The 26,212-nt window shown below is 76.1% G+C and carries 23 protein-coding genes; 12 read left to right on the forward strand and 11 right to left on the reverse strand.

What is annotated here, in order from left to right; genetic code table 11:
- The first annotated feature begins 164 nt into the window (after nucleotides 1-164).
- Nucleotides 165-2,954, forward strand: coding sequence for a helix-turn-helix transcriptional regulator (locus tag KSE_RS06005; protein WP_231873125.1), 2,790 nt, complete (start codon nucleotides 165-167; stop codon nucleotides 2,952-2,954).
- On the opposite strand, the gene KSE_RS06010 is transcribed toward KSE_RS06005, so the two are convergent.
- The 7 genes from KSE_RS06010 to KSE_RS06040 form a co-directional block, all read right to left on the reverse strand.
- The gene (locus KSE_RS06010; protein WP_014134386.1) at nucleotides 2,899-3,687 is read right to left on the reverse strand and encodes an ABC transporter permease; all 789 of its coding nucleotides are present in this window, start codon (nucleotides 3,685-3,687) and stop codon (nucleotides 2,899-2,901) included. The genes KSE_RS06005 and KSE_RS06010 overlap by 56 nt on opposite strands.
- The gene (locus KSE_RS06015; protein ID WP_014134387.1) at nucleotides 3,684-4,649 is read right to left on the reverse strand and encodes a daunorubicin resistance protein DrrA family ABC transporter ATP-binding protein; all 966 of its coding nucleotides are present in this window, start codon (nucleotides 4,647-4,649) and stop codon (nucleotides 3,684-3,686) included. Before KSE_RS06015 ends, KSE_RS06010 begins: the two co-directional genes overlap by 4 nt.
- 231 nt (nucleotides 4,650-4,880) lie before the next feature.
- A complete protein-coding gene (locus KSE_RS06020; protein ID WP_014134388.1) occupies nucleotides 4,881-5,249 on the reverse strand; it encodes a DUF1048 domain-containing protein in 369 nt (122 codons plus the stop codon).
- Between the two features lie 2 nt (nucleotides 5,250-5,251).
- A complete protein-coding gene (locus tag KSE_RS06025; RefSeq protein WP_014134389.1) occupies nucleotides 5,252-5,620 on the reverse strand; it encodes a PadR family transcriptional regulator in 369 nt (122 codons plus the stop codon).
- A 180-nt stretch (nucleotides 5,621-5,800) separates the two neighbouring features.
- Nucleotides 5,801-6,223, reverse strand: coding sequence for a hypothetical protein (locus tag KSE_RS06030; RefSeq protein WP_014134390.1), 423 nt, complete (start codon nucleotides 6,221-6,223; stop codon nucleotides 5,801-5,803).
- On the reverse strand, nucleotides 6,220-6,489 hold the full coding sequence (locus tag KSE_RS06035) for a hypothetical protein (RefSeq protein WP_014134391.1): 270 nt from the start codon (nucleotides 6,487-6,489) through the stop codon (nucleotides 6,220-6,222). The genes KSE_RS06030 and KSE_RS06035 overlap by 4 nt, the downstream gene beginning before the upstream one ends.
- The gene (locus KSE_RS06040) at nucleotides 6,486-6,722 is read right to left on the reverse strand and encodes a hypothetical protein (protein WP_014134392.1); all 237 of its coding nucleotides are present in this window, start codon (nucleotides 6,720-6,722) and stop codon (nucleotides 6,486-6,488) included. The genes KSE_RS06035 and KSE_RS06040 overlap by 4 nt, the downstream gene beginning before the upstream one ends.
- Nucleotides 6,723-6,744: 22 nt before the next feature.
- On the opposite strand from KSE_RS06040, the gene KSE_RS06045 reads away from it, so the two are divergent.
- Nucleotides 6,745-7,659: a helix-turn-helix domain-containing protein gene (locus KSE_RS06045; RefSeq protein WP_081539327.1), complete on the forward strand. Its 915-nt coding sequence runs from the start codon at nucleotides 6,745-6,747 to the stop codon at nucleotides 7,657-7,659.
- Complete coding sequence (locus tag KSE_RS06050) at nucleotides 7,652-7,858, forward strand: DUF397 domain-containing protein (RefSeq protein WP_014134394.1); 207 nt, start codon at nucleotides 7,652-7,654, stop codon at nucleotides 7,856-7,858. The genes KSE_RS06045 and KSE_RS06050 overlap by 8 nt, the downstream gene beginning before the upstream one ends.
- Before the next feature lie 32 nt (nucleotides 7,859-7,890).
- Here KSE_RS06050 and KSE_RS06055 read toward each other — a convergent pair whose 3' ends face one another.
- Nucleotides 7,891-8,505 carry a class I SAM-dependent methyltransferase gene (locus tag KSE_RS06055; protein ID WP_033259441.1) on the reverse strand — a complete coding sequence of 205 codons (615 nt, stop codon included), beginning with the start codon at nucleotides 8,503-8,505 and terminating at the stop codon, nucleotides 7,891-7,893.
- Between the two features lie 283 nt (nucleotides 8,506-8,788).
- Between KSE_RS06055 and KSE_RS06060 the strand changes: the two genes are divergently transcribed.
- Complete coding sequence (locus tag KSE_RS06060) at nucleotides 8,789-9,976, forward strand: hypothetical protein (protein WP_014134396.1); 1,188 nt, start codon at nucleotides 8,789-8,791, stop codon at nucleotides 9,974-9,976.
- Nucleotides 9,977-10,152: 176 nt separating this feature from the next.
- Here KSE_RS06060 and KSE_RS06065 read toward each other — a convergent pair whose 3' ends face one another.
- Together KSE_RS06065 and KSE_RS38160 are read right to left on the reverse strand one after the other, a co-directional pair.
- Nucleotides 10,153-10,824, reverse strand: coding sequence for an RES family NAD+ phosphorylase (locus KSE_RS06065; protein ID WP_014134397.1), 672 nt, complete (start codon nucleotides 10,822-10,824; stop codon nucleotides 10,153-10,155).
- A gap of 4 nt (nucleotides 10,825-10,828) precedes the next feature.
- Entirely contained in the window at nucleotides 10,829-11,554 is a 726-nt protein-coding gene (locus tag KSE_RS38160; protein WP_014134398.1) for a hypothetical protein, read from the reverse strand.
- Nucleotides 11,555-11,723: 169 nt separating this feature from the next.
- On the opposite strand from KSE_RS38160, the gene KSE_RS06075 reads away from it, so the two are divergent.
- From KSE_RS06075 to KSE_RS06110, 8 genes are read left to right on the forward strand one after another with little or no spacing between them, the layout of a single operon-like run.
- The gene (locus tag KSE_RS06075; RefSeq protein WP_014134399.1) at nucleotides 11,724-13,118 is read left to right on the forward strand and encodes a coiled-coil domain-containing protein; all 1,395 of its coding nucleotides are present in this window, start codon (nucleotides 11,724-11,726) and stop codon (nucleotides 13,116-13,118) included.
- On the forward strand, nucleotides 13,108-15,210 hold the full coding sequence (locus tag KSE_RS06080; protein WP_014134400.1) for an AAA family ATPase: 2,103 nt from the start codon (nucleotides 13,108-13,110) through the stop codon (nucleotides 15,208-15,210). Before KSE_RS06075 ends, KSE_RS06080 begins: the two co-directional genes overlap by 11 nt.
- Nucleotides 15,198-15,884, forward strand: coding sequence for a 4Fe-4S cluster-binding domain-containing protein (locus KSE_RS06085; protein WP_014134401.1), 687 nt, complete (start codon nucleotides 15,198-15,200; stop codon nucleotides 15,882-15,884). Before KSE_RS06080 ends, KSE_RS06085 begins: the two co-directional genes overlap by 13 nt.
- The gene (locus KSE_RS06090) at nucleotides 15,872-16,444 is read left to right on the forward strand and encodes an FHA domain-containing protein (protein WP_014134402.1); all 573 of its coding nucleotides are present in this window, start codon (nucleotides 15,872-15,874) and stop codon (nucleotides 16,442-16,444) included. Before KSE_RS06085 ends, KSE_RS06090 begins: the two co-directional genes overlap by 13 nt.
- Nucleotides 16,445-16,473: 29 nt before the next feature.
- Nucleotides 16,474-19,473, forward strand: a complete 3,000-nt coding sequence (locus tag KSE_RS06095; protein WP_014134403.1) for a protein kinase domain-containing protein — start codon at nucleotides 16,474-16,476, stop codon at nucleotides 19,471-19,473.
- Between the two features lie 40 nt (nucleotides 19,474-19,513).
- Nucleotides 19,514-23,701 carry a CHAT domain-containing protein gene (locus KSE_RS45655; RefSeq protein WP_014134404.1) on the forward strand — a complete coding sequence of 1,396 codons (4,188 nt, stop codon included), beginning with the start codon at nucleotides 19,514-19,516 and terminating at the stop codon, nucleotides 23,699-23,701.
- 31 nt (nucleotides 23,702-23,732) lie between these two features.
- Nucleotides 23,733-24,350, forward strand: coding sequence for a hypothetical protein (locus tag KSE_RS06105; protein ID WP_014134405.1), 618 nt, complete (start codon nucleotides 23,733-23,735; stop codon nucleotides 24,348-24,350).
- Nucleotides 24,351-24,360: 10 nt separating this feature from the next.
- A complete protein-coding gene (locus tag KSE_RS06110; protein WP_014134406.1) occupies nucleotides 24,361-25,209 on the forward strand; it encodes an EF-hand domain-containing protein in 849 nt (282 codons plus the stop codon).
- A gap of 7 nt (nucleotides 25,210-25,216) precedes the next feature.
- Here the strand turns inward: KSE_RS06110 and KSE_RS06115 are convergent, their stop codons facing one another.
- Nucleotides 25,217-26,179, reverse strand: coding sequence for a linear amide C-N hydrolase (locus KSE_RS06115; protein ID WP_051055712.1), 963 nt, complete (start codon nucleotides 26,177-26,179; stop codon nucleotides 25,217-25,219).
- Between the last annotated feature and the right edge of the window lie 33 nt (nucleotides 26,180-26,212).

The raw sequence follows: 26,212 nt of genomic DNA on the forward strand, positions 1-26,212 counted from the left end.
GGGCGTCGTCGTGGGGTGGGGGGCGTCCGGCGGCCGTGGACAGCTCGGCTGTGGCGATGAGGCTAGGGAAGGCCGGGGGCGGCCGACATCAGGGCGATCCCTTGTCCTGGCGCAGCGGGGCGTCGGGGGCGCACCATGGCCCGATGCCAGACTCCGCGACGTGGGTGAGTGAGCTTCGGGAACCGGCCGTGGCCGTGCTGCCGGTGGTGCCGGACGATCTGCCCGGCACCCGCCGGGTGGTGCTGTTCGGGCCGCCCGGCATCGGCAAGAGCACCGCGGCCGGCCTGCTGGCCCGACGCCTGGGCCGGCCCGTCCTGCGCCTGGCCCCGGGCCCGCAGGACGCCGGCGTCCCGTACACCGGGCTGCTCGAACTCGCCCTCGCGCTCCCGCCGTCGCCCACCGCGCGGGACCTGGCGGCGGCCCTGGACGAGGCCGCCGACCCGGCGGCCGCCCCCGACGGCACCGGGCCGGCCCTGCGACTGCGCCGGCTGACCGCCGCCGCGCTGCGGGACGCGCCGCCCGTGACCCTGGTCGCGGACAACGCCCAGTGGCTGGACCCGGCCAGCCGGGCCGTCCTGCGCTGGGCCCTGCGCCTGACCCCGGAGCTGCCCGTCATCACCGCCGAACGCACCTGGCGGCCGGGCAGCGGAGGCCACTGGAGCGGCGAGGACGCGTACGCGGTGCACGTCCCGCACCTGACGGAGCCCCAGCTCGCGGCGCTGCTGGCCCCGTACCGGCCCGCCCCCGGCGAGGTCGCCCGGGTGCACACCCGCAGCGGCGGCAACCCCGCCCTGGCCCTGGCCCTCGCCGAGGCCGTCGACCGAGCCGCCCAGGACGATCCTCCCCTGCCCCCGGCGGCCCGCCGACTGCTCGGGGAATGGCTCGAAACCGTGTCCGAGGAGGCTCAGGAGCTCCTGACCCTGGCCGCGCTCGACGACCGCCCCGAGCGCGCACTACTGGCCCGCCTCGTCGGCCCGGCCGCCGACCACCTGCTGGCCCAGGCCGAGACGGCCGCGCTCATCGACCCCCTGCACGGCGCCGGGCCGGTGCGCTTCACCGCGAGCGCGATCGGCACCGAACTCACCACCCGGCTCCCCGAAACCGCACTCCGCCTCCTGCACGCCCGCCTGGCCGAAGCCAGCCACGACCCCGCCCGCCGCGACCGCCACGCCACCCTGGCCGCAGACACCGCCGACCCGCGCACCGCCCGGCACACCGCGCGCGAGGCCGCCCGCGCCGCCGGCCACGCCCGGCTGCGCGGCGAACACCCGCTGGCCGCCGAACTCTCCCTCCTCGCCGCCCAGCGCACGCCGCACGAGGACACCGGCCTGCTCACCGAACGGGCCCTGACCGCGGTGCGCGACGCCTCGCACTGCGGCGACCTCCCCCGCGCCAGGGCCGCCGCCCGCCTGATCCTGGAACACGACACCAGCCCCGCCCAACGCGTGGGCGCCCTCCTGACCCTGCTCGACGCCAGCGGGCAACGCCTGCACAGCGCGGACGAACTGTTCGCCGCCGCCCACCACGAAACCGCCGGCCGACCGGGCCTGACCGCACAGGTCCTGCTCCGCCAAGCCATCTGGGCCAACGTCAACGAGGGCGACCCCCACCGGGCCGCCGCCCTGGCCGAACGCTCCGCCGGCCTCGCCCGCACGGCCGACGACACCACCACCGCCGCCCTGGCCCTGACCATGCGGGCCCGCATGCAGCGCATCCTCGGCCACCCCGGAGCCGGCACCAGCCTGGAACGCGCCCTGTCCCTGCCCCGCACCGCACCCGTCACCGTCAACACCACCCCCGAACACCTCGCCGCCCGCCACGCCCTCTTCGACGACCGCCCCGAACAGGCCCGCACCACCCTGCTGCCCCTGCTCGTCCAAGCCCGACGGACCGGGGACACCGAATCCACCGTCGACCTGCTGCGCAGCCTCGCCGAGGCCGAACTGCGCGCCGGACGCTGCGCCAAGGCCCTCGACTACGCCCACCGCGCCCAGGCACTGTCCGACCGCACCGCCCTGTCACCCGCCCCGGCCTGCTACACCTCCGCCCTCTTCGAGGGCACCGCCCTCGACACCGGCGCCGCCCTGGCCCACGCCCGCCGCGGCATCGAAGCCTCCCGGTACGAGGACAACAAGGTCTTCCTCTCCCGCAACCTCTACGCCCTCGGACACCTGCTGCTGATCGCCGACCGCCCGCAGGAGGCCCTGGAACCACTGGAGGAGGTCCGCGCCCTGGAGACGCGGCAACAGGTCCGCGACCCGTCCGTCCTGCGCTGGCACCCCGACCTGGCCCAGGCCCTCCTCGCCGTCGGCCGCCACGACGAGGCCGACGACCTGCTCACCGACACCCACCGCACCGCCAGCGACCTCGGCCGAACATCCGTCCTGCCCGCCCTGGAACGCGCCCGGGCCCTGCTGGACGCCGCCCGCGGCGACCACGACGGCGCCGCCCGCCGCCTCACCGACGCCGCCGAGCAGCTGCGCCACCTCCCCCTCGAACGCGGCCGCACCCTCCTCGCCCTCAGCCACACCGAACGCCGCGCCCGCCGCCGCGCCGCCGCCCGCACCGCCGCGCAGCGGGCCGCCGACCTCTTCACCGCCCACGGAGCCCGCCCCTGGGCCGATGCCGCCGCCCACGCCCTCCACCGCCTGGAACCCGCCCCGAACCGCGACGACCGCCCCCGCCTGACCTCCGCCGAGGAACGCTGCGCCCGCCTCGCCGCGGCCGGCGCGAGCAACCGCGACATCGCCGCCGCCCTCACCGTCAGCGTGAAAACCGTCGAAGCCACCCTCACCCGCGTCTACCGCAAACTCGACGTCCACTCCCGCGTCCAACTCGCCCACGCCATCACCCCGACACTCGAACAAGTGACCGTAAGCGAATCTCCGACTCAGGACACTAGCCGGGGTCGCGGTCGAACCGGGCCAGGGTCCAGCGGTAGCCGAGGACGGTGAGGGCGGCGCACCAGAGCAGGGCGATCCACCAGTTGTCGCCGATCGGGGTGCCGAGCAGCAGGCCGCGCAGGGTCTCGATGGCGGGGGTGAAGGGCTGGTACTCGGCGATCGGCTGGAACCAGCCGGGCATCGTGTCGGCCGGGATGAACGCGCTGGAGACCAGCGGGAGCAGGATCAGCGGCTGCGCGCCGTTGGCCGCCGCCTCCGCGTTGGGGCTGGCCAGGCCGATCCCGACGGCGATCCAGGTCAGGGCGAGCGAGAAGAGCACCAGCAGGCCGAACGCGGCCAGCCACTCCCCCGCGGTGGCGCCGTGCGAGCGGAACCCGATCGCCAGCGCGACCGCGCCGACCAGCACCACCGAGGCGACGCACTGCAGCACGCTGCCCAGCACGTGCCCGATGATCACCGACCCGCGGTGGATCGCCAGCGTCCGGAACCGGGCGATCAGCCCCTCGCTCATGTCCATCGAGATGTGCACCGCCGCGCCGATCACCGTCGAACCGACGGTCATCAGCAGGATGCCCGGCATGACGTACGCGACGTACGCGGCCCGGTCCGGCCCGCCGCCGATGCCCGCGCTCATCACGTCGCCGAAGACGTAGACGAACAGCAGCAGCATGACGATCGGCGCCAGCAGCAGGTTCAGCGTCGCCGACGGGTAGCGGCGGGCGTGCAGCAGGTTGCGCCGCAGCATGGTGGACGAGTCGCGGACGGCGAGGGCGGGCTTGCTCATCGGGCGTTCTCCTCAAGCGGGTCGACGGTGCCGGGGTTGCCGGTGAGGGCGAAGAAGACGTCGTCGAGGTCGGGAGTGTGGACGGTGAGTTCGTCGGCTTCGGTGCCGGCGGTGTCGAGGCGGTCGAGGACGGAGCGCAGGGCGCGTTGGCTGCCGTCGCTGGGGACGGCGAGGGTGAGGGCGGTGTCGTCGCGGGCGGCTTCGGTGAGGGCGTGGGCGGCGGCGCGGTAGGCGGCGGGGTCGGTGAAGCGCAGGCGGACGTGTCCGCCGGGGACGAGGCGTTTGAGTTCCTCGGCGGTGCCCTGGGCGGCGATGGTGCCGTGGTGGAGGACGGCGATGGTGTCGGCGAGTTCGTCGGCTTCCTCGAGGTACTGGGTGGTGAGCAGGACGGTGGTGCCGTCGGCGACGAGGCGGCGGATGATCTGCCACATGTCGTGGCGGCTGCGGGGGTCGAGGCCGGTGGTGGGTTCGTCGAGGAAGATGATGCGGGGGTCGCCGACCAGGGTCATGGCGATGTCGAGGCGTCGTTTCATGCCGCCGGAGTAGGTGGAGGCGGGGCGGTCGGCGGCCTCGGTGAGGTCGAGGCGGGCGAGGAGGTGGGCGGCGGTGCGGCGGCCCTCGGCCTTGGGGAGGTGGTGCAGGTCGGCCATCAGGAGCATGTTCTCGGTGCCGGTGATGAGGCCGTCGACGGCGGAGAACTGGCCGGTGACGCCGATCGCGGCGCGGACGCGCTGGGGGTGGGTGGCGAGGTCGTGGCCGCCGACGGTGACCTGTCCGGCGTCGGGGCGGACCAGGGTGGAGAGGATCTTGACGGCGGTGGTCTTGCCGGCGCCGTTGGGGCCGAGCAGGGCGAAGACGGTGCCGGTCGGGACGGCGAGGTCGACGCCGTCCAGCACGGTCTTGTCGCCGTAGGACTTGCGCAGCCCGTTCGCCGCGATGGCGAGCGGATGCGACGTGGGCATGGCAGTGGAGCGCATGGGATTCTCCCCGTGACGCGACGGAAGGACGTCGGAGGGGCGCGCGTCAGGCGCGGCCCGGCGAGCAGGAGTCAGGGTGTTCGGGACGTTCGGGGGCTCGGGGCGCGCGAGTCGGCAGCGCGGCGAGCGGCGGGCCGGTGCGACGGCCGGCCGGTGGGACGGGCGCCAGTCCCACCGGCCGGGGCGTCGACCGGGATCGGCCGGACGGCCGGAAGGTCAGGCCGCGTCGGCGGCGAGACGGTCGATGGTGTCGGTCAGGTGCTTGCGGGCCCGGGTGGGGAAGTAGCCGCCGTCGGTGTAGGCCGCGGCGAACTCCTTGACGAACTCCACCGGTTCGTCGCCGAGCAGTTCGCGGATCGACGTGCCGTTCGCCACCGCCTGCTCGAACAGGTCGGCCAGGTCCTCGAACAGCGAGGCGCTGCTGTCGTGGTCGTTCGGCACGAAGTACATCAGCGACTTCTCCACCGCCTCGGCGGCGGTGCGGTAGTCGGCGGGGAGTTCCTTGATCCGGGCCCTGTAGGCCCGCCAGCGCTTCTTCGGGCCGATCACCCTGGCGATCAGGCCGCTCTTCTCGTCGTCGGACATGGCTACGCTCCTCCCGTTCCCTCTCCTGCTCGTACTCCCCCGCCCGCTCCCGCGCCGCGGAGTTCCTCCAGCCGCTCCGCCAGGAAGCCCCAGGTGTCCCAGAACTCGTCCAGGTACCGCAGGCCCTCCGTGTTCAGGGCGTGCACCTTGCGCGGCGGGCCGGACTCGGACGGGACCTTCTCGGTGTCGACGAGCCCGCGCTTCTCCAACCGGGTGAGCAGCGCGTAGACGGTGCCCTCCGCGATGTCGGCGAAGCCCTGCTCCCGCAGGCGCGCGGTGATCTCGTAGCCGTAGGCGGGCCGGCCGGCCAGGTGCGCCAGCACGATGCCCTCCAGCGTGCCCTTGAGCATCTCGGTCAGCAGTTTGGCCATGTCACACCTCCTCCCTGCACTAGTCAGCGGTATTGAGTACCAGTACACAGTAACGCCGACTACCGGTACTTAGCAAGCGCGAATAGCGGTTCCGTCGGCCCGGCGAGGACGACCGCGGATGGCGCGGACCCCACCCGCCGGGTTCGACCAGCGGATGGGGCCGGGTGCCGCGCGGCGGGATCAGCGCGGGGCGCCGGGGACGGCTTCGTACGCGCCCCGGCGGAGGAGTTCGGCGACCCGGGCGCCGAGCCCCGCCGCGTCCTCCCGCTGCTCGCCGTACAGCGTCGCGTCGGCGAGCCTGGTGCCCTCACGGTCGACGACCACGACGTAGACCCGCTCCCCCGGCACGACCGGCGGCCTGGGCGTGGGGTCGGCACACAGCAGGCGGTCCCCGAGCAGGTGGTCGAACAGGCCCCGCTTGATGGCGTACCGCAGGTCCGCCCATTCGTCCGGATTGACGACCAGTACCGTGCGGGGGTCCGTCGCCCGCGCGATCGCCACCCCGGCGTCCGAGGTCGCCAGCACGACCCCGTCGAGGTCGTCACCGACCGCCATCCAGTCCAGCCCCGGATAGCCCTGCGGGTAGTACTCCACCCGGTTCATCGCTCCCCTTCCTCCCCTGGCGGCGGGCCGACTTCGGTCCACAGCCGCTCCCACCGCGCCGTACTGCCGTGCCCGTACCTGTCCCCCGCGCCGAGCACCCGCAGCACCTCCCGCGTCACGACCCGGTCCGGCTGCGCCGCCACCCGGACGGTGATCCGGAACCTGTCGCCGCCCCGGCGCTCGACCAGCGGCCGACGCCCCGTCAACTCGTACAGCGCCTCGCCGATCCACCGCACCCGCTCGGCGACGCCACCCCCGCGGCTCACCTCCCGACCGATCCGGCGCGGCCCTCCGACCCGGCGGCGGGACCGAGCCCACCCGGCCGGACGGACACCTCCCTCCCCCCGCCGACCGGCCGGACCCACAGCAGCCCGCACCACTCGCCCATGTAGCGCACGACCTTCCCCGACTTCCGCTCCAGCACCAGTTCGCCGACCGCCGGCGGCACTTCGGCGAGCGAGCACTCCTCGGGCCCGGCCCGACCATCCCACTTCGTCACCTTCCGCTCCGATCCTTCGACAATGTGCAACCAGCATCGGCGCCCGCCGCTACGATCGGAAGCGTTTCAAATCTCCACTTCGGCCGGCTTTAAAGAGGGAAACGCCTTGGCCCGTCGCGTAGTTGACCCGACGTCATCCCCTCTCCACGCCTTCGCGGTACAACTCACCAGGTCACGGGAGGCCCAGGGCCTGACGCAGGTGGGACTGGGGCGGGAGGTCAGCTACTCCAACGTCTACATCTCGAACGTCGAGGGCGCGAAACAGGCTCCGAGCTTGAAGTTCGCAGAGCGGGTCGACACCGCGCTGCAGGCCGAGGGGACCCTCCTGCTGCTCTACTGGAGCTGGCGCACCGGCTCGTTGATCCCGGGCTTCCCGGAGTACCTGCGGCGGGAGCGGGAGGCGATCGGCGTCCGGCTCTTCGACAACGACATGGTCTCGGGCCTGCTGCAACACCCGGAGTACAGCGCGGCCTACGAAGCCGCGATCGTGCGACGAGGTGAGGTCACTCGCGAGCAAGCGGACGAACGGCTCGCCCTCCTGGCGCAGCGCCAACTCAAGCTGGACTCCGGAGCGACCCTGCACGTCGTCCTGGACGAAGCGGCACTCCGCCGGCCGATCGGCGGGAGAGCGGTGATGGCACGACAACTCCTGCACCTCGAAGCGCTGAGCGCGCGACCGAACCTGGTCCTTCAAGTCGCCCCGTACCGACTCGCCCAGGACCGATCGCTTTCGCACCCGGTGACGATCCTGACCCTGCCCAACCGGGCACTGGTCGGGTACACGGAAACCTTGCAGCGCGGGTATATGGTGCAGGATGCCGATACTGTGTCCACGTGGGTGGGGCGATACGATCGACTGCAAGTCAACTCGCTCAGCCAGCTGGACAGTTCGGCCTTCATCCGGGAGGCACGAAAGGAACTCGAACGCGATGAATGACACCCTTGGCCCGGCAGGCTCCGCCTGGCGCAAGTCCTCGTACTCAAACGGTGGCGGCGGGTGCATCGAAGTGGACGACGCGCACCCGGGTCACGTCCGAGACTCCAAGGACCCCGCCGGGCCCGTGCTGAAGTTCGCTCCCACCGCGTGGACGGCCTTCGTCACCGCCACCGTCGCCGGGGAGTTCGGCACGTCCTGACCTCGCGGAACGCCGGACGGCCCCGGGCCGCGTCAGGCGCCGATCGGGCGCAGCACCGCGTAGTACGCGAACGGCGGGCCGTACAGTCGGGCGACCCGGAGTCCGGCTTCCTCGGCCAGGGCGATCAGGGTGGACGGGCGGATCTGGTGCCGATCGAAGAACTCGCCGACCACCAGCCGTCCGAACGGCTTGAGCACTCGGCGCAGTTCGGCCAGCGTGCGTGTCGGGTCCGGGATCTCGCCGAGGGCCGTCACCAGGTAGGCGGCGTCGAACGAGTCGTCCGCGTACGGGAGTTCGTGCGCGTCGGTGCAGCTCGGCACGATGTTGTCGATGCCCCGCTCCTTGGCGCGGCGGCCGACGTGGTCGAGCATCTCCGGCTGGACGTCCACGATGTCCAGCCGGCCGTCGGGGCCCAACTGGGGTGCGACGTGCAGCGATTGGAGGCCGGTGCCGGGGCCTATCTCCAGGATCCGCTCGCCCTCCCGGGCCCGCAGCACGCGGTCCAGGCGCCGTAGCGTCAGGAACGGCAGCGGCAGGTCGAGCAGCCAGCGCTGGGAGTACGGGTAGGGTGCGGAGTCGGTGAACCACCAGGTGGCGACGGCGGCGGCGGCGCCCGCGCCGATCAGTGCCCGCGCATGCCTCATCATTTCCCCCCACCGTCCATCCGGGCCGTCGAGGCGTCTTTGATGGACCATCGTCACGTGGTGCGCTCGCGCGGACCGCGCCCGCTCCTCGGGCGCCCCCTCAGCATGGCGTTCGCGCAGGCCAGGGGCAGTAGTGCCCGCATCCGACTTGATGGTGGTGCCAGGTACACCCCCACGCCCGGCGCCGCCGCGGATCGGCGAATCCCGTACCTCCCCACCCCTGGAGATCATGTCGGCGTCCTGTCAAACTACGTGCCCCACACCCTGGCCGGAGAGGAACAGCACCATGTCGACACGCACAGCAAGCGCCCCACGCACCCCACGCGGACCGGTCGCCGGCCGTCGGCTCCGGGCCCTGCTCACTCTGCTGGTCCTGACCGCCACCGCACTGCTGGCCGGCCCCGCGCCCACCGCCGCGGCGGCCGGCGGCGAGGCGGACGCGTTCTACATCGGGGCCGACGGCGGCCTGTGGAACTACCGCTACTCGGACCAGGCCGGCGCGTGGAGCACGGCCGCGCGCCTCGGTCCGGCGGCACTCGCCCCGCCCGGGGCCAGGATCGCGGCGGTGCGTCTGCCGGGCCACCGGCCGGCCGTCTACTTCACCGCGACGGACGGCTCGCTGTACGAGTACTGCGCGGACTACCCGGCCTCCGCGCCGTTCGCGATCAGCGGCCCGACCAGCGCCCAGCCCGGCGGCCGGATCGCCGCCGGCTGGTCGGGCACCCAGCTGACCCTGGTCACCACCGCCTGGACGGGCGCGGCAGCGGCTCCGACGAAGGCGGCTTCCCTGTTCAGCGACGCCTGCCTCCCGCTGACCGTCGACTGGCGCGAACTCCCGGCCCCCGCCGCCTACCCGCCCTCCTCGTCAGCCGCCGTCCTCCCGATCGCCGGCCGCGCCGGGATCCTGACCGTCGGCGACTCCGGCGCGGTGACGGTCGGCTGGACGTCCCAAGCCACCAGCGGACTGACCACGTACACGATCGCCCCGGCCGGCAGCGCCCGCCCGGGCGCCGGCATCGCGGCGGCCCCGGGCACCTCCGCCGGCAGCTTCTCGGTCTTCTTCGCCGGCCGCGACGGACGCCTCAACCAGGCGACGGTCAGCGCCGGCGGAGGCCGCGTCGGCGCCCTCCAGGCCAACACCACCGCCCCCGCCGGCACCGTACCGGACGGCGCGATCGTCTCGGCCGCGAAGAACGGCGCCGGCACCGCCGTGGGCTACGTCGCCGTCGACGGCACCATCACGCTCGCCCACCTCTCCACCGCCGGCCTGTGGCAGGGCACCGAGGCGATCAGCGCCACCGGCTTCTCCACCCCGGGCGGCTCCGTCGCGGTCTCCGACGTCGACGGCTACCCGGCCTGCGGCACCAACGGCCCCGTCCCCGTCCACTTCGGCCCGGTCCGCGGCCCCTCCCCCGACCCCTGGACCACGGCCGGCCCGAACGTCACCACCGGCGCCGGCATGATCTTCGCGTAGAACCCCCGCGAGACCACCGGACGGGCACCCGCCGCGACGAGGACAGCGCCCGCCCCGTCCTCGTCGCAGCCCGGCCCGGCTCCCGCAGCGCGCCCCGGAAGCCGACGGGCCCGCGCCGGGGGCCGGGCGGGCGCTCCCGGAAGCTCCCGGCAGCTCCCGGCAGCCGAGGCCGTCGTTCAGGGGTCGCGGCGCGGCCGCTCGATGCGGACGCGGCAGGGCTCCAGCAGGTGGTTGAGCAGGTCGGCGCCGGCCCGGGTGTCGAGTGCGACGGGTTCCGGGTCGGCCGGCTTGAGGAGGGCCGCCGAGCCGGGGCGTTCGTAGAGCACGCAGGCGGCGGCGGTGGTGTCCCGCTTGGAGGTCCAGATCAGGCCCTGTGCCCAGGGGGCCTGGCCGCGGATCCAGGCCGCCCAGCGCCGGGTGTGGCCGTACTCGGCGGCCGAGGCGTGCACCAGCCACTCGTCCTGGTGGACGGCCGCCAACTGCTCGGGCGTGCGCAGGCCGACCAGCGGGATGTCGCAGGTGGTCTCCAGCCGGGACAGCACCTTGCCGGCCACCGCCCTGCGGACGATCCGCCGCCAGCCCGACTCGTCGAACTCGATGCCCCGCACCAGGGTCTCCAGCAGCGCGGTGCGCTCGTTGAACCCGACGTACAGGTAAGGCAGTTCGGCACCGTCGCCGGTGAAGGAGCAGAACCGGCCGCCGCCCCAGTGCATGTCCGCGGGGTTGGGGTTGAAGGCGGCGGGCGGGCGGCCGGCCGAGTGCATCCGCCACAACGGCGTTCCGGCGGGCAGCAGTTCGCGGTGCGGCGTGGCACGCACCGCCGGGCCGGGGACCATCACGTCGGGCATCCGGTCACCAGTCCGCGAGTTCGGCACGGGCGGCGCGCAGCAGCTCGGACTCCCGCCCGGTGCCGAGCAGTTCGGCCGGGACGCCGGCCAGCCAGGCGTTCCGGCCCAGCCACCAGTCGGCGACGCCCCACGGGTCGTCGTCGGCGTCCAGCAGGCGGTTGACGTCCAGCACGGTCGCCAGCGGCTCGCCGGTGGCCCGGTCGAACTGGAACGACGGGAGGAGGAGGCGGCCCTGGTGGTCGATCAGCCGGATCAGGTCGGGCCCGAAGGGATCGGCGCCCGCGATACGGCACTCGATCTCGGTCCAACTCGCCCGCAGCAAGCGGTCGTCGAAGCCCTGTGGCGGGGCGAGGCCCGCGGCGGACGGAGCGTAGAACAGCTGCTCCCCGTGCTGCACGGCGAAGACCTTGCCCTGGTCGGAGGGCGGAAGCACCGGGGCCAGATCGGCGAGCGATCCGCCCAGGGCGGCCAGCGCCGCGCGCAGCGCCTCCGGGCTGTCCTCGCCGCCGTCCGCGTAGCGGGCCGAGTCGGTGGCGTCGGCGGGGTCCCAGAGCGGGTGTCCGGCGGGCAGGGCGCGCTTCAGCAGGCGTTGGACGGTGCGGGCGGTGCGCACCGGGTCGTCGCCCGGGCCGGCCAGCAGCGCGGCGAGCTTGCGGCGGGCGTCGTCGTCCAGCAGGACCCAGACCGCGTACCAGTCCTCGCGCAGGGCGCGGAGCATCCGGACCAGCATCTCCCCGCCTCCCGTTCCCCGCTCGGACCGTCCCGCGACAATGTAGCGCCCGGGCCGCTCCGGTGTAGCGTTCTCCCTGACATAGGGGGACGCGAACCAGCCGCCTGCGCACCGGGGGTGACAGGAGGTCATTCCGCTCCGCCGGTGCCAGGGTTCCGGGAGGGGGACGGTGAGCAGTTCCGCGGCGTACGGGTGGACGTACCAGGACCGGGAGGCCGAGCGGCAGCGGTTGTTGCGCGTGCGGTTGGCCGAGCAGGCGCAGCGCGCGGAGAACCTGCGGCGGGCGCGGCTGCGGGCCCAGCTGGACGAACTGTCCGAACGGGCCTCCGAGTTGCGCGGCGAGGCCGGTCATCTGCGACGCACCCACCGGGTCGTGCGGGTGGAGGTCGGCACGGTCGCGGTGGCGGACGGCGCGAGCTCCGCCGAGCTGGCCGAGGCGGTGCGCCTGGCCGAGCGGCAGAACGCCCGCGCGGAGGGCGAGTTGGCGCGGGCCGTCGACCGGGCGTGGACGGCGCTGGTGGCCGAGGCCGCCACCGCGCCCGCCCGTCCGGCCGCGCCGCGCCGTCGCGGTGAGACGCCCGCCGAGCGGGCCGTCGCGGCCCGGGCGGCCGCCGAGGAGCACCTGGCGGACGTCCGGGAGCGGGCGGTGGCCGGGGCGGAGGCACTGCTGGCCCGCGAGGTGGTCCGCTGCGACCCCGCCGACCTGCCCGAACTCGCCCTGCTGCGAAGCGCGTTGGACACCGCGCCGAGCGCCCAGTCGGTGCGCGCCGCGCAGACCGACCTGGCGGACGGCGTGCAGCGGTCGGTGGAGCGCCGCCGGCTCGCCGACCAGCGGGACGAACTGCGTTCCGGGCTGATCCAGTTGGCGCAGGACGCGGAACCCGCCGAGCGGGACCGGCTGACCGCCGAGCTCGCCGCGGCCGCCGCCCCGGAGACGCTGCGCCCCCGGGTCGCCCGGGCGGTCGCCGCGGCCGACGCCGCCCGGAACCGGGCCCGGGTCGCCGAGGCGCTGGCGGCGGCGCTGCGCGAGCGGGACTACCTGGTCGGCGAGGACTTCGCGGACCTGCTCGCCGAGGACGGCGCGGCCGTGGTGCCGTTCGACGCGCCCGGCGGCGGCGGTCCGGCCGAGGGCTACGGCCTGCGGGTGGTGCTCTCCCGGGAGACCTCCGCGGTGAGCACCGCCGTGGTGCGCGGGCCGCACGCGGACGCCGGCACGAACGCGGACGCGGGCACGGACGCGGGCGCGGACGGGCGGCGCGACGAGGAGGTCCAACGCTGGTTCTGCGACGCCCAGTTGCCGGCCATCGAGTCGAGCGCCCGGGCGCACGGCGTGGACCTGGAGCGCCGGCACGCGATGCTGCCCGGCCTGATGGCCGCCCCCCTGCTGCCCGAGTCGGCCTGGCCGCGCACCGCGCCCGTTTCTGCCGACCAGTCGTCGGAGCAGTCGTCCGAGCAGCCGGCGGAGCAGCGGCCCAAGCCCGCCAAGCGCCGGAGCGGGAACGGCTCCGGGACCGGCTCCGGGACCGTGACCCCCTACCAGCAGGAGCGCTACCGTGAGCGCTGACCCCGTCGACGTGAGCAAGAGCGGCAAGACGGACGGCACCGGTGCGGGTGGCACGGACGACGCGGACGAGGTGGCGCGGCGCCGCGCGGCGCTGCCGAGCTGGGTGCGCGAGCTCGAACTCTCCCTCGCCGTGCACCCGCAGGTCCTGTTCACCGGCAACGTCCGCGACCAGTACCTGCTGCCCAGCGACCTGCCGCACTGCCGCAGCCCCCGGCTGGCGCCGTTCGACCTGGCCGGGGTGGTCGACGCGGTGTGCCGGGCCCGCGGGTACGGCGCGCTGGCGGCCGTCGACCAGGTGACCGACCACATCGCGGTCCGGCTGCTGGCCGGTACCCCGGACGAGATGCCGCCGGTGATCCGGGAGTTGGTGGCCGCCGACGCCCGTTCCGCGCGCGCCAAGGAGGCCGGCGAGGAGGACGAGGAGCCCGCGCTGACCGACCGGCTGCGGGACGTCATGGTGGCCGCCGTCCGCCACCCGGGCCCGCCGATCGGCCTGCTGGTGCCGTACGCCGCCCGGCTCGGTTCGGCCCGCGCCCCGGCGGCCGGGGAGGTGGCCCGGCTGTTCGCCGCGGTGGAGGAGTTGGGCCACACCGCCCGGCCGGTGCGCCGGGGCGCGGCGGTGGGCGTCTACAACACGGTGTTCTGGGTGGTCGAGCGGCAGGAGGAGTTGCCGTTGGAGTTCCCGGTCGGCAGCCGCGCCGTCCGGGTGATCAGCGTTCCGGCGCCGCCGCACGACCAGCGGCTGGCGGCGGCCCGGCACGTGGTGGAGGCGGTGGCCGCCCGGCAGGACGCGGCGGACCGGCCGGACCCGGCCGGCCGGGAGACCGCGGCCCGGGCGCTCGCCGACTCCTCGCACGGCATGGGCAGTTCCGAGGTGATGGCGATCGGCCGGATGGCCGTGGACCGCGGCCTGCCGACCCACCGGCTGGAGGAGGCCGCCCGGCTGTACCGGGTCGGCGTGACCGACAACCCGTGGGCCACCGAGGCGCTGCGCGACCGGATCCGGGACGGCGAGGAGTTCCTGAACGCCCGGGTGATCGGCCAGCCGCACGCGGTGCGCCGCACCCTGGAGATCTTCATGCGCTCCGCGGCCGGCCTGAGCGGCGCGCAGTCCTCCAGTTCGCCGAACCGGCCGCGCGGCACGCTGTTCCTGTCCGGTCCGACCGGTGTCGGCAAGACCGAACTGGCCAAGGGCATCGCCGAGATGATCCTCGGCAAGGACGCCCGGCCGATCCGCTTCGACATGAGCGAGTTCGCCGAGGAGCACGCCCGCGACCGGCTGATCGGCGCCCCGCCCGGCTACGTCGGCCACGACGCGGGCGGCGAGCTCACCAACGCCGTCCGGGCCAGCCCGATGAGCGTGCTGCTGTTCGACGAGATCGACAAGGCCAACCCGCGGCTGTTCGACCTGTTCCTGCAGATCCTGGAGGACGGCCGGCTCACCGACGGCCGCGGCGCCACCGTCTACTTCACCGAGTGCGTGCTGATCTTCACCTCCAACCTGGGCGTCGCCGCCTCCGCGCAGCGCGCCGAGGACGCGCGGACCGGAGGCGGCGACGGCACGGGCAACGGCACGGGCAACGGCACGGGCGACGGCCCGGACGGCGGGGCCCCGGCCGAGCACCGGCCCGGCACCGTGCGTCGGCTCACCCGGCACGACGACCCGACCACGGTGCGCCTCGCCCTGCGGGACGCCTTCGACCTGTTCTTCAACGACCAGATCAAGCGGCCCGAACTGCGCAACCGCTTCGGCGACAACTTCATCCCGATGGACTTCATGCAGGAGAAGTGGGTGCCGCTGATCCTCGACAAGGCGATCGCCGCGGTGGCCGGCCGGGTCCTGGAGGTGCACGGCGCCACGCTGGAGATCGGCGAGGACGCCTGGGAGGTGCTGCGGATGGAGGCCGGTGCGCGGCTCGACCACGGCGGCCGCGGCATCCTCACCGCCGTCGAGTCGGCGCTGGTCAACCCGCTGTCCCGGGAGGTGTTCCGGAACCCGCCGCGGCGCGGCGAGCGGATCGAGGTGACCGCCGTCGAGGGCGACGGCGAGGCGGACGGCTACACCGTCGAGGTGACCCGTTGGCCGAGCTGAACGACGAGACGGACGGGGTCGCCGCCCGGGTGAGCCAGGTCGCCGCCCCGGTGACCGCGCTCGGCCCCGGCCGGCGGCTCGGCGTCTGGTTCCAGGGCTGCACGCTGGCGTGCCCCGGCTGCATGTCGCGGCACACCTGGGAGCCCACCGGGGGACGGGAGTTGACCACCGGACGGTTCGCCGGGCTGTGGCGGGACGCGCTGGCCGGCGGCGTCGACGGGCTGACCGTCAGCGGCGGTGAGCCGCTGGAGCAGCCCGCCGCGCTCGCCGGGCTGCTCGCCGCCGCCGACCGGGTGCGGCGGAGCGCCGGGGTCGAGGCCGACCTGCTGGTGTACACCGGCTGGGAGCTCGCCGACGCGCTGGCCGACCCGGCGGCGGCCGCCGCGCTGGCCCGCGCCGACGCCGTGGTCACCGGCCGCTACCTGGCCGGGCGGCCGACCGACCTGGTCTGGCGCGGCTCCGCCAACCAGCGGATCGTCCCGCTCAGCGCGCTCGGCGAACGCCGCTACGCCCCGTACCTGGAGCGCCGCACCGAGCGGCCCGACCTCCAGGTCCGGGTCAGCGACGGCGAGTTGCGGATCATCGGCGTGCCCCGCCCCGGCGACCTCGGGCGGATCGAACGGGAGCTGCGCGAGCGCGGCGTGACGGTACGGGAGACCACATGGCGGCCCTGAGCTACCGCTGCCCGGTCGGCGAGGACGACTGCCCGGAGAGCGCCGAGCCAGGCTACTGCCCGGTCCACGTGTTCGAGGCCCTGGAGGCGTACCAGCCGCCGCAGGCCCGTCCCGAGCCACACCCCGCCGAGCGCCGTCCCGAGCCGCCCGCCGAGACGTCCGCCGAACCGCCCGCCGAGACGTCCGGGGCGGCGCCGACCGCGAGCGCGCCGACCCGCAAGGTGGTGGTGCGGCCCGCCGCGCCGCGGCTGGCCCTGGTGTTCGCCGGGACGATGCTGCCGCTGCACCCCGGCCGCACGCTGGCGATCGGCCGCGACGACCCGGACTGCGCGGCCGTCCCGGGCCTGGCCGGGCTGGACCAGCTGTCCCGGCACCACGCCCGGCTGCGCTGGATCGACGGCGTGCCGCACGTCGAGGACCTCGCCTCCACCAACGGCACCTTCCTGGACGGCTGTCCCGTCGAGGGCCCGACCCCGGTCGGGCCGGGCGACCGGCTACGGTTCGCCCTGGACATCGACGTGCAGCTGATCGAGATCGACGAATTCGGATCCCCGCGCTGAGCGGGCCGGCGACAAGGACCCACCGCGCGATGGCCGCCACTCCCGAGCCGTCCGGCCCGCCCACCCGCAAGCAGGGCGGCGCGCCGGCCGGCCCACCCACCCGCAAGCAGGGCGCCGGCCGGCCCGGCAGCCCGCCGACCCGCCGGCAGGGTGCGGGCGGCGGCAGCGACGGCGACCCCACCCGGGTGCAGCGGGCCGGGGGCGTCCCCGGTCCGCGCACGGGTGACTTCCCCGAGCAACTGGCGGACCGCTACCGGCCGTTGGCGCACGCCGGGGCCGGCAGCGAGGGCACCGTGTGGCGGGCCGAGCGCACCGACGGCGGCGGCGAGGTCGCGGTGAAGGTCGGCTGGGCCGGGGTGCCCGCCGACCAGGAGCTGCTGGAGCACCTGGGTGCCGAGGAGTTCCGCCGGCACGTCCCGGAGATCGTCGAGCACGGCGAGCTGGTGCACGCGGGCGACGTGCGCGCCTTCCTGGTGATGGAGTACCTGCCGGTCACCCTCGCCGACCACCTGGCCGCGCTGCGCCCCGGCGGCAACAGCGGTGGCGGTGGCACGAACGGCAGCGGCAGCGGTGGCGGCCGGGTCCGCGCGGCGGAGGCCCGCCGGGTGGTCGAGGGCCTCACCGACCTGCTGGACTTCTGGCAGCGGGTGATCGAGCGCACCCCCGTCGACTTCAAGCCCGCCAACGTGCTGGTCCGGGACCGGGGCGGCCGGCCCGAGTTCGTGGTCGCCGACTTCGGCGGGGTGCGCAAGCAGACCGCCAGCCAGACCTTCCCCGCCGAACTCCAGGTCACCCCGGCCTACATGGCGCCCGAGCAGCTGGCCGGCCGCAACGACGCGGCCGGCCCCTGGTGGGCACTCGGCGTGATGGTGTACGAGATGTACGCCGGCCGGAGCCTGTACGAGCGCACCGACGGCGGCCGGGTCAGCGAGAACGCGCAGCGCGAACGCCTGGTGCTGGACGCCGTGGTGGAGCTGCCCGGCGTCACCGACCCCCGGCAACTGCTGCTGCTCTCCGGCCTGCTGACCAGGGAGCCCGCCGACCGCTGGCGGGCCGCCGAGGTCCGGGAGTGGCTGGCCGGCGGCAGCCCCCGGGTGGTCCGGCCCGCCGCGGCCGGCCCGGCGGGCCCCGCGCACCGGCCGGTCAACTTCCGCGGCGAGGACTACCGGAGCCCCGCCGAGCTGGTCGAGGCGATGATGGCCCGCTCGGCCGAGGCCACCGGCTGGCTGGGCTTCGCGGGCGCCGCCCGGCTCGCCGACTGGCTGGAGGAGATCGGCGACAACGCCGTCGACCTGCACCTGCTGCGGGCCGTGGCCACCGCCGCCCCGCTCGACCGGGACCGCACCGCCTCGCTCGCCCTGCTCGCCCTCGGCGTCGCCTACGCCCCGCACGTCCGCCCGCACTACCGGGGCCGGCCGGTCGACGCCGAGGGGCTCGCGGCGCTGGCCGCCGAGGAGAACGCCTCGGCGCTGGTCCGCGAACTCGTCCAGCACGCCGTCCCCAACCACGCCGCCCGCTTCCACTGCGCCCACCGCCGCTGCCCCCGGGACCGCTGCGCCCGGCTGCTGGCCTTCGACGGCCTGCCGGGCGTGGTCGACGAGGCGGCCCGGCTGGCCGCCGAAACCGGACGGCCGTTCGGCGCCGCCGACCGGGACCGCGCGCTGCGGCTGGCCGTGCTGCTCACCGCCCGCCCGGAGGCCCGCACCGCCACCGTCCGCAAGATCACCCCGCTGCCCGCCGCGCTCGCCCCGCTGCCAGGCGCCGTCCACCTGGCCGCGGCCGTCGGCACGGACGCCGTCCGCCCGGCCGTCGACCTGCTCCGGCGCGCCGACCGGGCCGCCGACCGCACCGCCGACCGGGCCGCCTTCCGCCGCCGCTGGCCCGCGCTGCGCCGGGCGGCGCTCGCCGCCGACCCGGCCACCGCCGGGGGCCGGGCCGCCCTGGTCGCCGCCGACCTGCTGAGCGTGCACGCCGCCCGGCAGCGCGGCGCCGGGCGCGGCCGGGCCCGCGGCGCCTGGCGGGACATCCTGCGCGACGCCCGGCCGAACGGGGCCGGGGCCGCCGCGGGCGCCGTGCTGCGGGCGCTGCCCCGGCGGGTGGCGGCCGGGGCCGTGCTGACCCTGACCCTGGCGCTGTGGCTGTGGAGCGGCCTGACGCTGCGGATCGCCAACGACCTGGCGGCCGGCAACTCCGACAGCGACCTGCTCGGCGCGCACTTCGCCACGGCGGCGGAGGCCGCGTCCCGCCAACTCCCGCTGGTGCTGGGCGCGGCGCTCGCCGCCGCGCTCGCCGTGGCGCTGTTCCCGGGCCGGGTCGGGCGGCGGATCCTGCTGCTCGCGCACGCCGGCGCGCTGGCGGTCGGCCTGGGCGGCTGGGGACCGCCGATGACCGTGCTGCGCACCCCGCCGTGGCTGGCCGAACGCATCCAGCTGTTCGGCAGCGGCGCCGGCCACTGGTCGGGCTGGGTGATCGTCGCCGCGGTCCCGCTGACCGTCTCGCTCGGCCGGCGGATCGTCGTCCCGCAGCTCGCCGCCGCCCACCGCACCTCGCACGGCGGCCGCGAGGTCCCCGCCGCGCCCGCTCCCGGCACCGTCGCCCGCTGGCGGCACGGCCGCCGCGAGCAGGCCGCGTTCGCGGTCGCCGGCACGCTCGCCCTGACCGCGCTGCTGTGGGCGGCCGTCGAGGTCCGCCTCGCCGTCCACCTCCCGCCGCCCGGACCCCGCCCGGACGGCGCCGCCTACCAGGCCGACTTCCTGCCGCTGCTCGCCGCCTGCTCCGCGCTGGCCGCGCTGGCCGGCGCCCCGGCCGCCCGCCGCGCCTTCTCCTGGCTGGTCGCCGGCACGCTGCTGCTGGGCGCCTGGCCCCCGCCCCTGGGCCCGCTGGAGGCCGTCCGGCTCCCGGTCCTCGGCTCCTGGTTCCGCGCCCTCGCCGAGCTCTGGGGCCAGCAGACCTTCTGGGCCGCACTGCTGCTGGCCCTCCCGTCCGCGTGCTACGCGGGACGCTTCGCGCTGCGGCGGACCTGCGGATGAGCGCGCCGGAGAACGGCCACCGGCGCACCGGGGCGCGGCCGTGACGGCCGCCGTCCGAGAGCTGCTCGACCGGGGCCGCGCGCACCTCGCGGCGTACGAGGCCGACTCGGACCCCGACCGGCTCGACGCCGCGCTGGAGGTGCTGACGGCCGGCTACGCCCGGCTGGCCCGGGACGGCGGGCCCACCGCCGCGTCCGCACCCGCCACGTCCGCCGCAGTCACCGCCGAGCAGGCCGCGCAGGCCGAGTTCGCCGAGGCGCGGGCGCTGCTCGGGTTCGCCCACGCGCTGCGGCACTGGTGGCTGCGCGAGCGGCCCGGGTTTCCGGGGGATCCCGCCCTGCGGGCCGCCGCACTCGGCGAACGGGCCGAGGCCGCCGACCTGTTGGGCCTGGCCGTGGGCCTGCTCGACCCGGCCGCCCCGGACCGGACGACCGCCGCCGCCCAGCTGGGCCTGCTCCTGCACGCCCGCGCCGAGGACACCAAGGCCGACCGCCCCGACCCGGCGGCCCGGCCGGACGACCTGGAGCGGTCGATCAGCGCGCTGCACACCGCGCTCGGCCACCGCCCGGCCGACCGGGCCGCCCACCACACCGTCGACGCCCCCGCCGCCGGCCGGGACGAGGACCACGGCCCGCTCGCCCCAGACGCCCACGCCCTGCTGTCCGGCACCCTCGGCTGCGCCCTCGCCGACCGCTGCGACCGCTCCCCCGGAACGGCCGAACTGCGCGCCGCCGCGGCCCGGTTGGAGTACACGCTGGAGCTGGTGGCGGACCGCCGGACGCAGCTCGCGCGGGAAGTCCGCGAGCGCCTCGCCGTCCTGCTGACCACCCACCCGGACACCCCGGAGCAGCGCGACCGCGCGATCGAGCAGCTCGAACACGTCGCCGCCGACAGCGGGCCGGACGACCCGCTGCGGCTGCGCGCCGCGCTCCGGCTGGCCGACCTGTACCCCGAGCGCGCCGCCGACGGCCTGGCCCGGCCCGAGGACGCGGAGCGCCGGATCGACCGGCTGCGCGACCTGCGCCGGCTGCTGCCCGCCGACGACCCGTACGGCGCCACCGCGCGCTGGCTGCTCGCCAACCAGCTGGCCCTGATCGGGCTGCGGGGCGCCGGCACCGACCCGCCGGCCCGCGAGGCCGCGGACGCCCTGCGGGAGAACCTCGCCGCGCTGACCGCCGACGACCCGCTGCGGCCGCCCTGCCACGCCGTGCTCGGTTCGCTGCTCACCGCCCTCAACCAGCGCGATCCGCTCGCCCACCCGATCGCGGAGGGCGTGCACCACCTGGAGACGGCGGTGCGGACCATGGCGGAGTCCGACCACGGCGTCCGCCGCGCCGACATCGCCAGCCAGCTCGCCCACGCCCGGCTGGTCGCCGGGCAGTACGGCACCGACCAGGGCCAGGTCGACGACACCATCGAGCTGCTGCGGGAACTGCGGCGCACCCCGACCGGGACCGCCGGCTTCAGCCAGCACGTGCACGCCTCGCTCGGCTCCGCGTTCGGCCGGCGCTTCACCCTGAGCAACTCGCCGCAGGACCTGGACGCGGCCATCCACCACCAGACCGAGGCGTTCCGCGCGGCCGGCCCGGACGACCTCAACCGGGTCGTCTACCTGCAGAACCTCGCCACCAGCCTGCACCAGCGCTACCAGGCCGGCGGCGACCGGCAGGACCTGGACGCGGCGCTGCGCTACTACGACGAGGTGCTCGCCCACGCCGCCACCGCGCGGCCCCCCGAGGGCAGCACCGAGGCCGCCGCCGCCGAACTGCTGCGGGCCGACCTGCCCGTGCTGCGCCGCTACCGGCTGATGCTCGCCTTCCAGCTCGCGCTGACCGTCCGGGACACCGCGACGATGGGCCGGACGGTGGAGGAACTCGAAGTCCTCACCGACGGGTTGGCCGCGGACGACCCGCTGGGCGACCTCGCCCGCGGCGACCTCGGCGCGGCCATGCTGGTCCACGCCATGACCACCGGCCACGGCGACCGCGCCACCCGGGCGATCGGCATCATGGTGCGGGCCGCCGAGGACGCCCCGGCCGGCAACCTCTACAAGCCGCTGCTCACCATGCGCGCCGCCGGCGCGCTCGCCGTGCTCGCCGTGCAGCCGGACTTCTCCGAGCACCGCGCCCGGGGCGCCCTCGACTACCTCGACCGCTTCCTCGCCGACACCGACCCGGACAGCCTGGAGGGCATCCGCGGCGCCCTGATGCGGGCCACCCTGCTGCGCGCCCGCTACCGGCACGCCCGCCGCCCGGCCGACGGCGCGGCGGCGATCGCCGCCGCGACCGCCGTCCGCGACCGCCTCCGCCACGGCGCGCCCACCGAGGTCCTCGCCACCGTCAGCGGCCTGCTCGCCGACCTGCACCGCGAACGCCTCGACCCCGGCGACCGGGCCACCGGCCGCGCCCTCGGCCTGGCCGGCCTCCGCGAGACGGCCGCCGCCGCCCTCCTCCAGGCCACCGCCGGCCACGCCCTCACCGTCGCCCGCGACACCGCCACCCGGGCCCTGCAGATCGCCCGCTGGTGCCTGGACGACCACCAACTCGGCGCCGGGGAAGCCGAACCGGCGAACGGGCCGGCGGCCGGACCGACCGGCGTACCAGCGGCCGGAGCGGCGGAGCGGCAGGCCGCGCTGCACGGGGCGGTGGAGGCGTTGGAGCTCGGGCGCGGGCTGGTGCTGCACGCCTCGACCGCCACCACCGACGTCCCCGACCAGCTGCGGGCGGCCGGGCACCCCGAGCTGGCCGCCGCCTGGCAGGCCGGGCCGCCACTGCCACCACTGCCACCACTGCCTCCGCTGTCCCCGCTGTCCCCGGCGGATGGTGGTGCGGCGGCCGCGGCAGGGCTGTCGGGGCTGGCGGGGTCGGCCGGCTGGGAGCCCGGCAGCCTGCTGGCGGGGGTGCCGGACGGTGCGCTGGTCCCGATGCCGGACGACCTGCGGCGCCGCGCGCTGACCGCGCTGGCGGCCGCGCCGGGCGGGCCGGGCGGGTCGGGGCCCGCGACGCCGCCGTCCGTGGCGGAGGTCGGTGCCGCGCTGCGGGCGGCGGGGGCGGACGCGCTCGCCTACCTGCTGCCGCCCGGCGGCGGGCGCAACGGCGAGGCGGTGCTGGTGACCGCGGACGGGCGGGTCGAGCTGCAGCCGCTGACACTGGTCCGGGCCGGATCGCTGGGCACGGTCACCGCGTACCGCGACGCCCACCGGGCCCGGCAGGCCACCCTCGCGCTGCCGGGGCGCCATCCGGAGCGCCGGGCGGCCCGGCACCGCTGGCGGGCGGCGCTGGCCGAGCTGTGCGACTGGGCGGGGATCGCCGTCGTGCGGCCGCTGCTGCGGCACCCGGCGCTGCGCCCCGGCGGCGGGGCGCCGCCCCGGCTGGTGCTGGTGCCGTTCGGCGAGTTCGGGCGGGTGCCGTGGCACGCCGGGCTGTTGCGCAGCGGGCTGCGCGACGGCAGCCGTCCGGTGCGGGTGGCGGAGCGGGTGGTGCTCTCGTACGCCGCGTCGGCGCGGCAGTTCTGCCAGACGGTCGCGCGCGAGCGGCTGCCGCTGGACCGGCACCCGGTGATCGTCGGCGATCCGGCGCGCAACCTGCCGGGGGCCGAGATCGAGGCCGAGTACCTGCACGCCGACCACTACCCGGACGGCACCCTGCTGGGCTACGTGCTGGGCGCGCGGGGTCCGGGCACGCCGGCCGAGGTGCTGGCGGCGCTGCCCGCGCCGGGCCGGGCCGGCGCCTCGGTGCTGCACCTGGCCTGCCACGCCCGTCCGCTCGGCCGCTCCCCGCTGGAGGCGCACCTGGAGCTGGCCCCCGTCCCCGGCGGGCCGCCGGACAGCGGGCGGCTGCCGGTCGCGGACATCCTGCGCCAGGCCCAGGGCCGTCCGCCGTCCGCGCCCGGCGGGCTGGTCGTGCTGGACGCCTGCGTCAGCGACCACAGCGACGACGACCTCGACGAGGCGCTCACCCTCTCCACGGCGTTCCTGGCCGCCGGCGCGACCGGCGTGATCGGCTCCCGCTGGGAGGTCCAGGACGACCAGGTCGGCCTGCTGATGTACGTTCTGCACGGTCGGCTCCGCCTCGGCGAGCCCCCGGCGGAGGCGCTCCGCGCCACCCAGCTCTGGGCCCTCGACCCCGACCGCCGCCTCCCGCCCGGCGTCCCCGACGAACTCGCCGACGCCGCAACGGGATTGGACGCCCTGGAAGCCTGGGCCGCCTTCGGCTACCAGGGCAGCTGACCGCCTCCCCCGTTCCCCGAAAGGACCCCAGATGGACGCCGCCGGCCTCGCCGCCGTCATCGCCGCCGTGGTCGGCGTGCTCGGCACCCTCGCCTCCGCCGTGCTCACCCAGCGCCGCGGCGACGCCGCCCGCCGCGAGGAGCGCGAACTCACCGAGCGCACCCGGCGCGAGGACCGCGCGGAGGCCCGGCGGGCCGCGGCCCGGACCGAACTGCGGGCCAGCTACGTCGCGCTCAACACCACCGCCCGCCAGTACCTCACCGCGCTCAAGGACCAGGCGCACGCGCTGCGCCGGGAACCGCCGGACCCCGCCGCCGCCGAGGCCGCCGCCACCGCCGTGGAGACGGCCCGCGCCGAGTTCCGGCAGCGGTACGCCGAGGCGCAGATGACCGTCCCGGACGCGGTGCTCGACCGGACCTCCCGCGCCAACCGGCGCCTCGGCGCGCTGTACGGCGCCCTGAACCGGATCGCGCACGGCACCGCCCGCCCCGGCGAGGACCTGTCGTCCTGCTTCGCCGCCGTCGACACCGCGTGGGACGGCCTCGCCGAACTGCGCCGCACCATGCGCGCCGACCTCGGCATCACCGACCCGGACGACCCGGACGGCCCGGACGGCCCGGACGGCCCGGACGGCCCGGACGAGGGCTGACGCCCGCCGCTTGAGCTACCCGATCGGCTGGGACGAGCCGGCCGTCAACGCCGCCGCCCGGTTCCTCAAGGACGCCCCGGAAGGGCTGCGGCAGCTGATGGACGCCGTCGACCTGCTCGCGGAGTCCCCGCGCCCGCCGTCATCCGGACGGAGCAGCGGCCCGGCGTGTTCCGCCGGCCGCCGCGCCCGCGCCCGGACCGGGGCCCTAGCTCGGCCCGGGCGCGGCGGCCGCGCGGCGGGCCGGAGGGCGGAGGTGGCGATGACCGGGGCGAGCGGGACGAGCGGGGCGACCGGGGAGAACCGGGTGCTGGAGCGCAAGATCGACGTGTGCTTCGGCTTCGCCGACCAGAACCGCGACGGGGTGGTCGACGCCGCCGACGTGCTGACCCTGACGGCCCGGCTGATCGCCGCCGCCGGGGTGCCGTTCGACTCGCCGAAGCCGGTCGCGATGCTCCGGGTCGGCTCCGCCTGGTGGGAGGCGCTGCGCACCGAGCTGGACGTCGACGGCGACGGCCGGATCGACCCGGACGAGTACCGGGCGGGCCTGCTCCGCCTCTCCGCCGTCCAGGCCGGCCCGCCCGGCCCGGGCGCGCTGGCCGCCGCCGAGGCGCTCTGGGCGCTCTGCGACCGCGACGACGACGGGCGGGTCACCGCCGAGGAGTTCGCCCGCTTCCACGCCGCCCTGGGCCTGCCCCCGGGCACCGCGGGACAGACCTTCGAGCGGCTCGACCTGGACGGCGACGGCACCCTCTCGGTCGACGAACTCGCTTCCGCCCTATGGGAGTTCTGGACCAGCGACGACGCCGGCTCGCTCGGCAACTGGCTGTTCGGCGACGCGTTCCTGACCGCCGCCGACTGATGCCCCCTCAGTCGGTGAGGAAGGTGAACGGCTCGGTGGCGCGGTAGCGGGCGGTGACGTCGCCGACCAGGTCGGGTTGGGTGAGGTCGAGTGTGGCGGTGCGGGTGAAGTCGAGGTCGGCGAGGGTGGTCCAGACGATGTCGGGCCGGAACGAGGACTCGAAGGCGTAGACGCCGTTGCTCAGGTCGGCCAGGGTGCGCCAGCGGGTCATCGAGATGTTCGGCCGCTCCGGGTCGGGTGTCCCGGCGGGCTGCGCGGCGTTGCGCATGACGCTGAGCAGCGAGGCGTACGCCTCGGCCCGGTCGGCGGGGGCGGGCAGCCGCTCCAGGTAGTAGGAGGCCCGGACGAAGCGGTCCGCGGGCAGCGTGGTGCCGGGCAGCGGGAGGGTGCCGCCGAATCCGGCGTACTGCTTCAGGCCGCTCAACTGCTGGTCGTACGGCGGGGAGTTGGTGACCACCGCGTACTGCGGGCCGTGGTGGACGACGGGCTTGCCGTCGAGCACCTCGATCACCGCGGAGTCGCCGCCCGCGTCGTCCAGCACCAGGTGCACGGTGGAGCGGACGTGTGCGTACGGGTCCTGCTGCCCGATCACCTGGTAGCGCCCGACCGCCTCGACGGCCTCGGCGACGCTGCCGCAGGTGTCCAGCGCGTACTGCGCCCACATCGAGGCGGCCAGGCCGGGCAGGGCGGCGTCGCGCGCGCCGAACTCGGACTCCGACAGCCACAGCACGTGCGCCGCCAGCCCCGCCTCGTTCACCCCGTCGGTGGTCGCCGCGTCGTACGCGCCCGCCACCAGTGAGCCGTAACGCGCCTGCCAGCGGAGCGGATTGGGGGCACCGCCGGGCCCGCCGACCCGGTCGATGCCGCGGGCCAGCGCCCACAGGTTGGTGTGGAAGCTCTGCTTCCAGTCCATGTTCCGGCCCACCAGGACGGGGCCGCCGTCGACTCGCCACAGCACTCGGGTGCACATGGCGCCCACTTTAGGGGGAAATCGCCCGCTATG

This window comes from Kitasatospora setae KM-6054, assembly GCF_000269985.1.
Lineage (GTDB): Bacteria > Actinomycetota > Actinomycetes > Streptomycetales > Streptomycetaceae > Kitasatospora > Kitasatospora setae.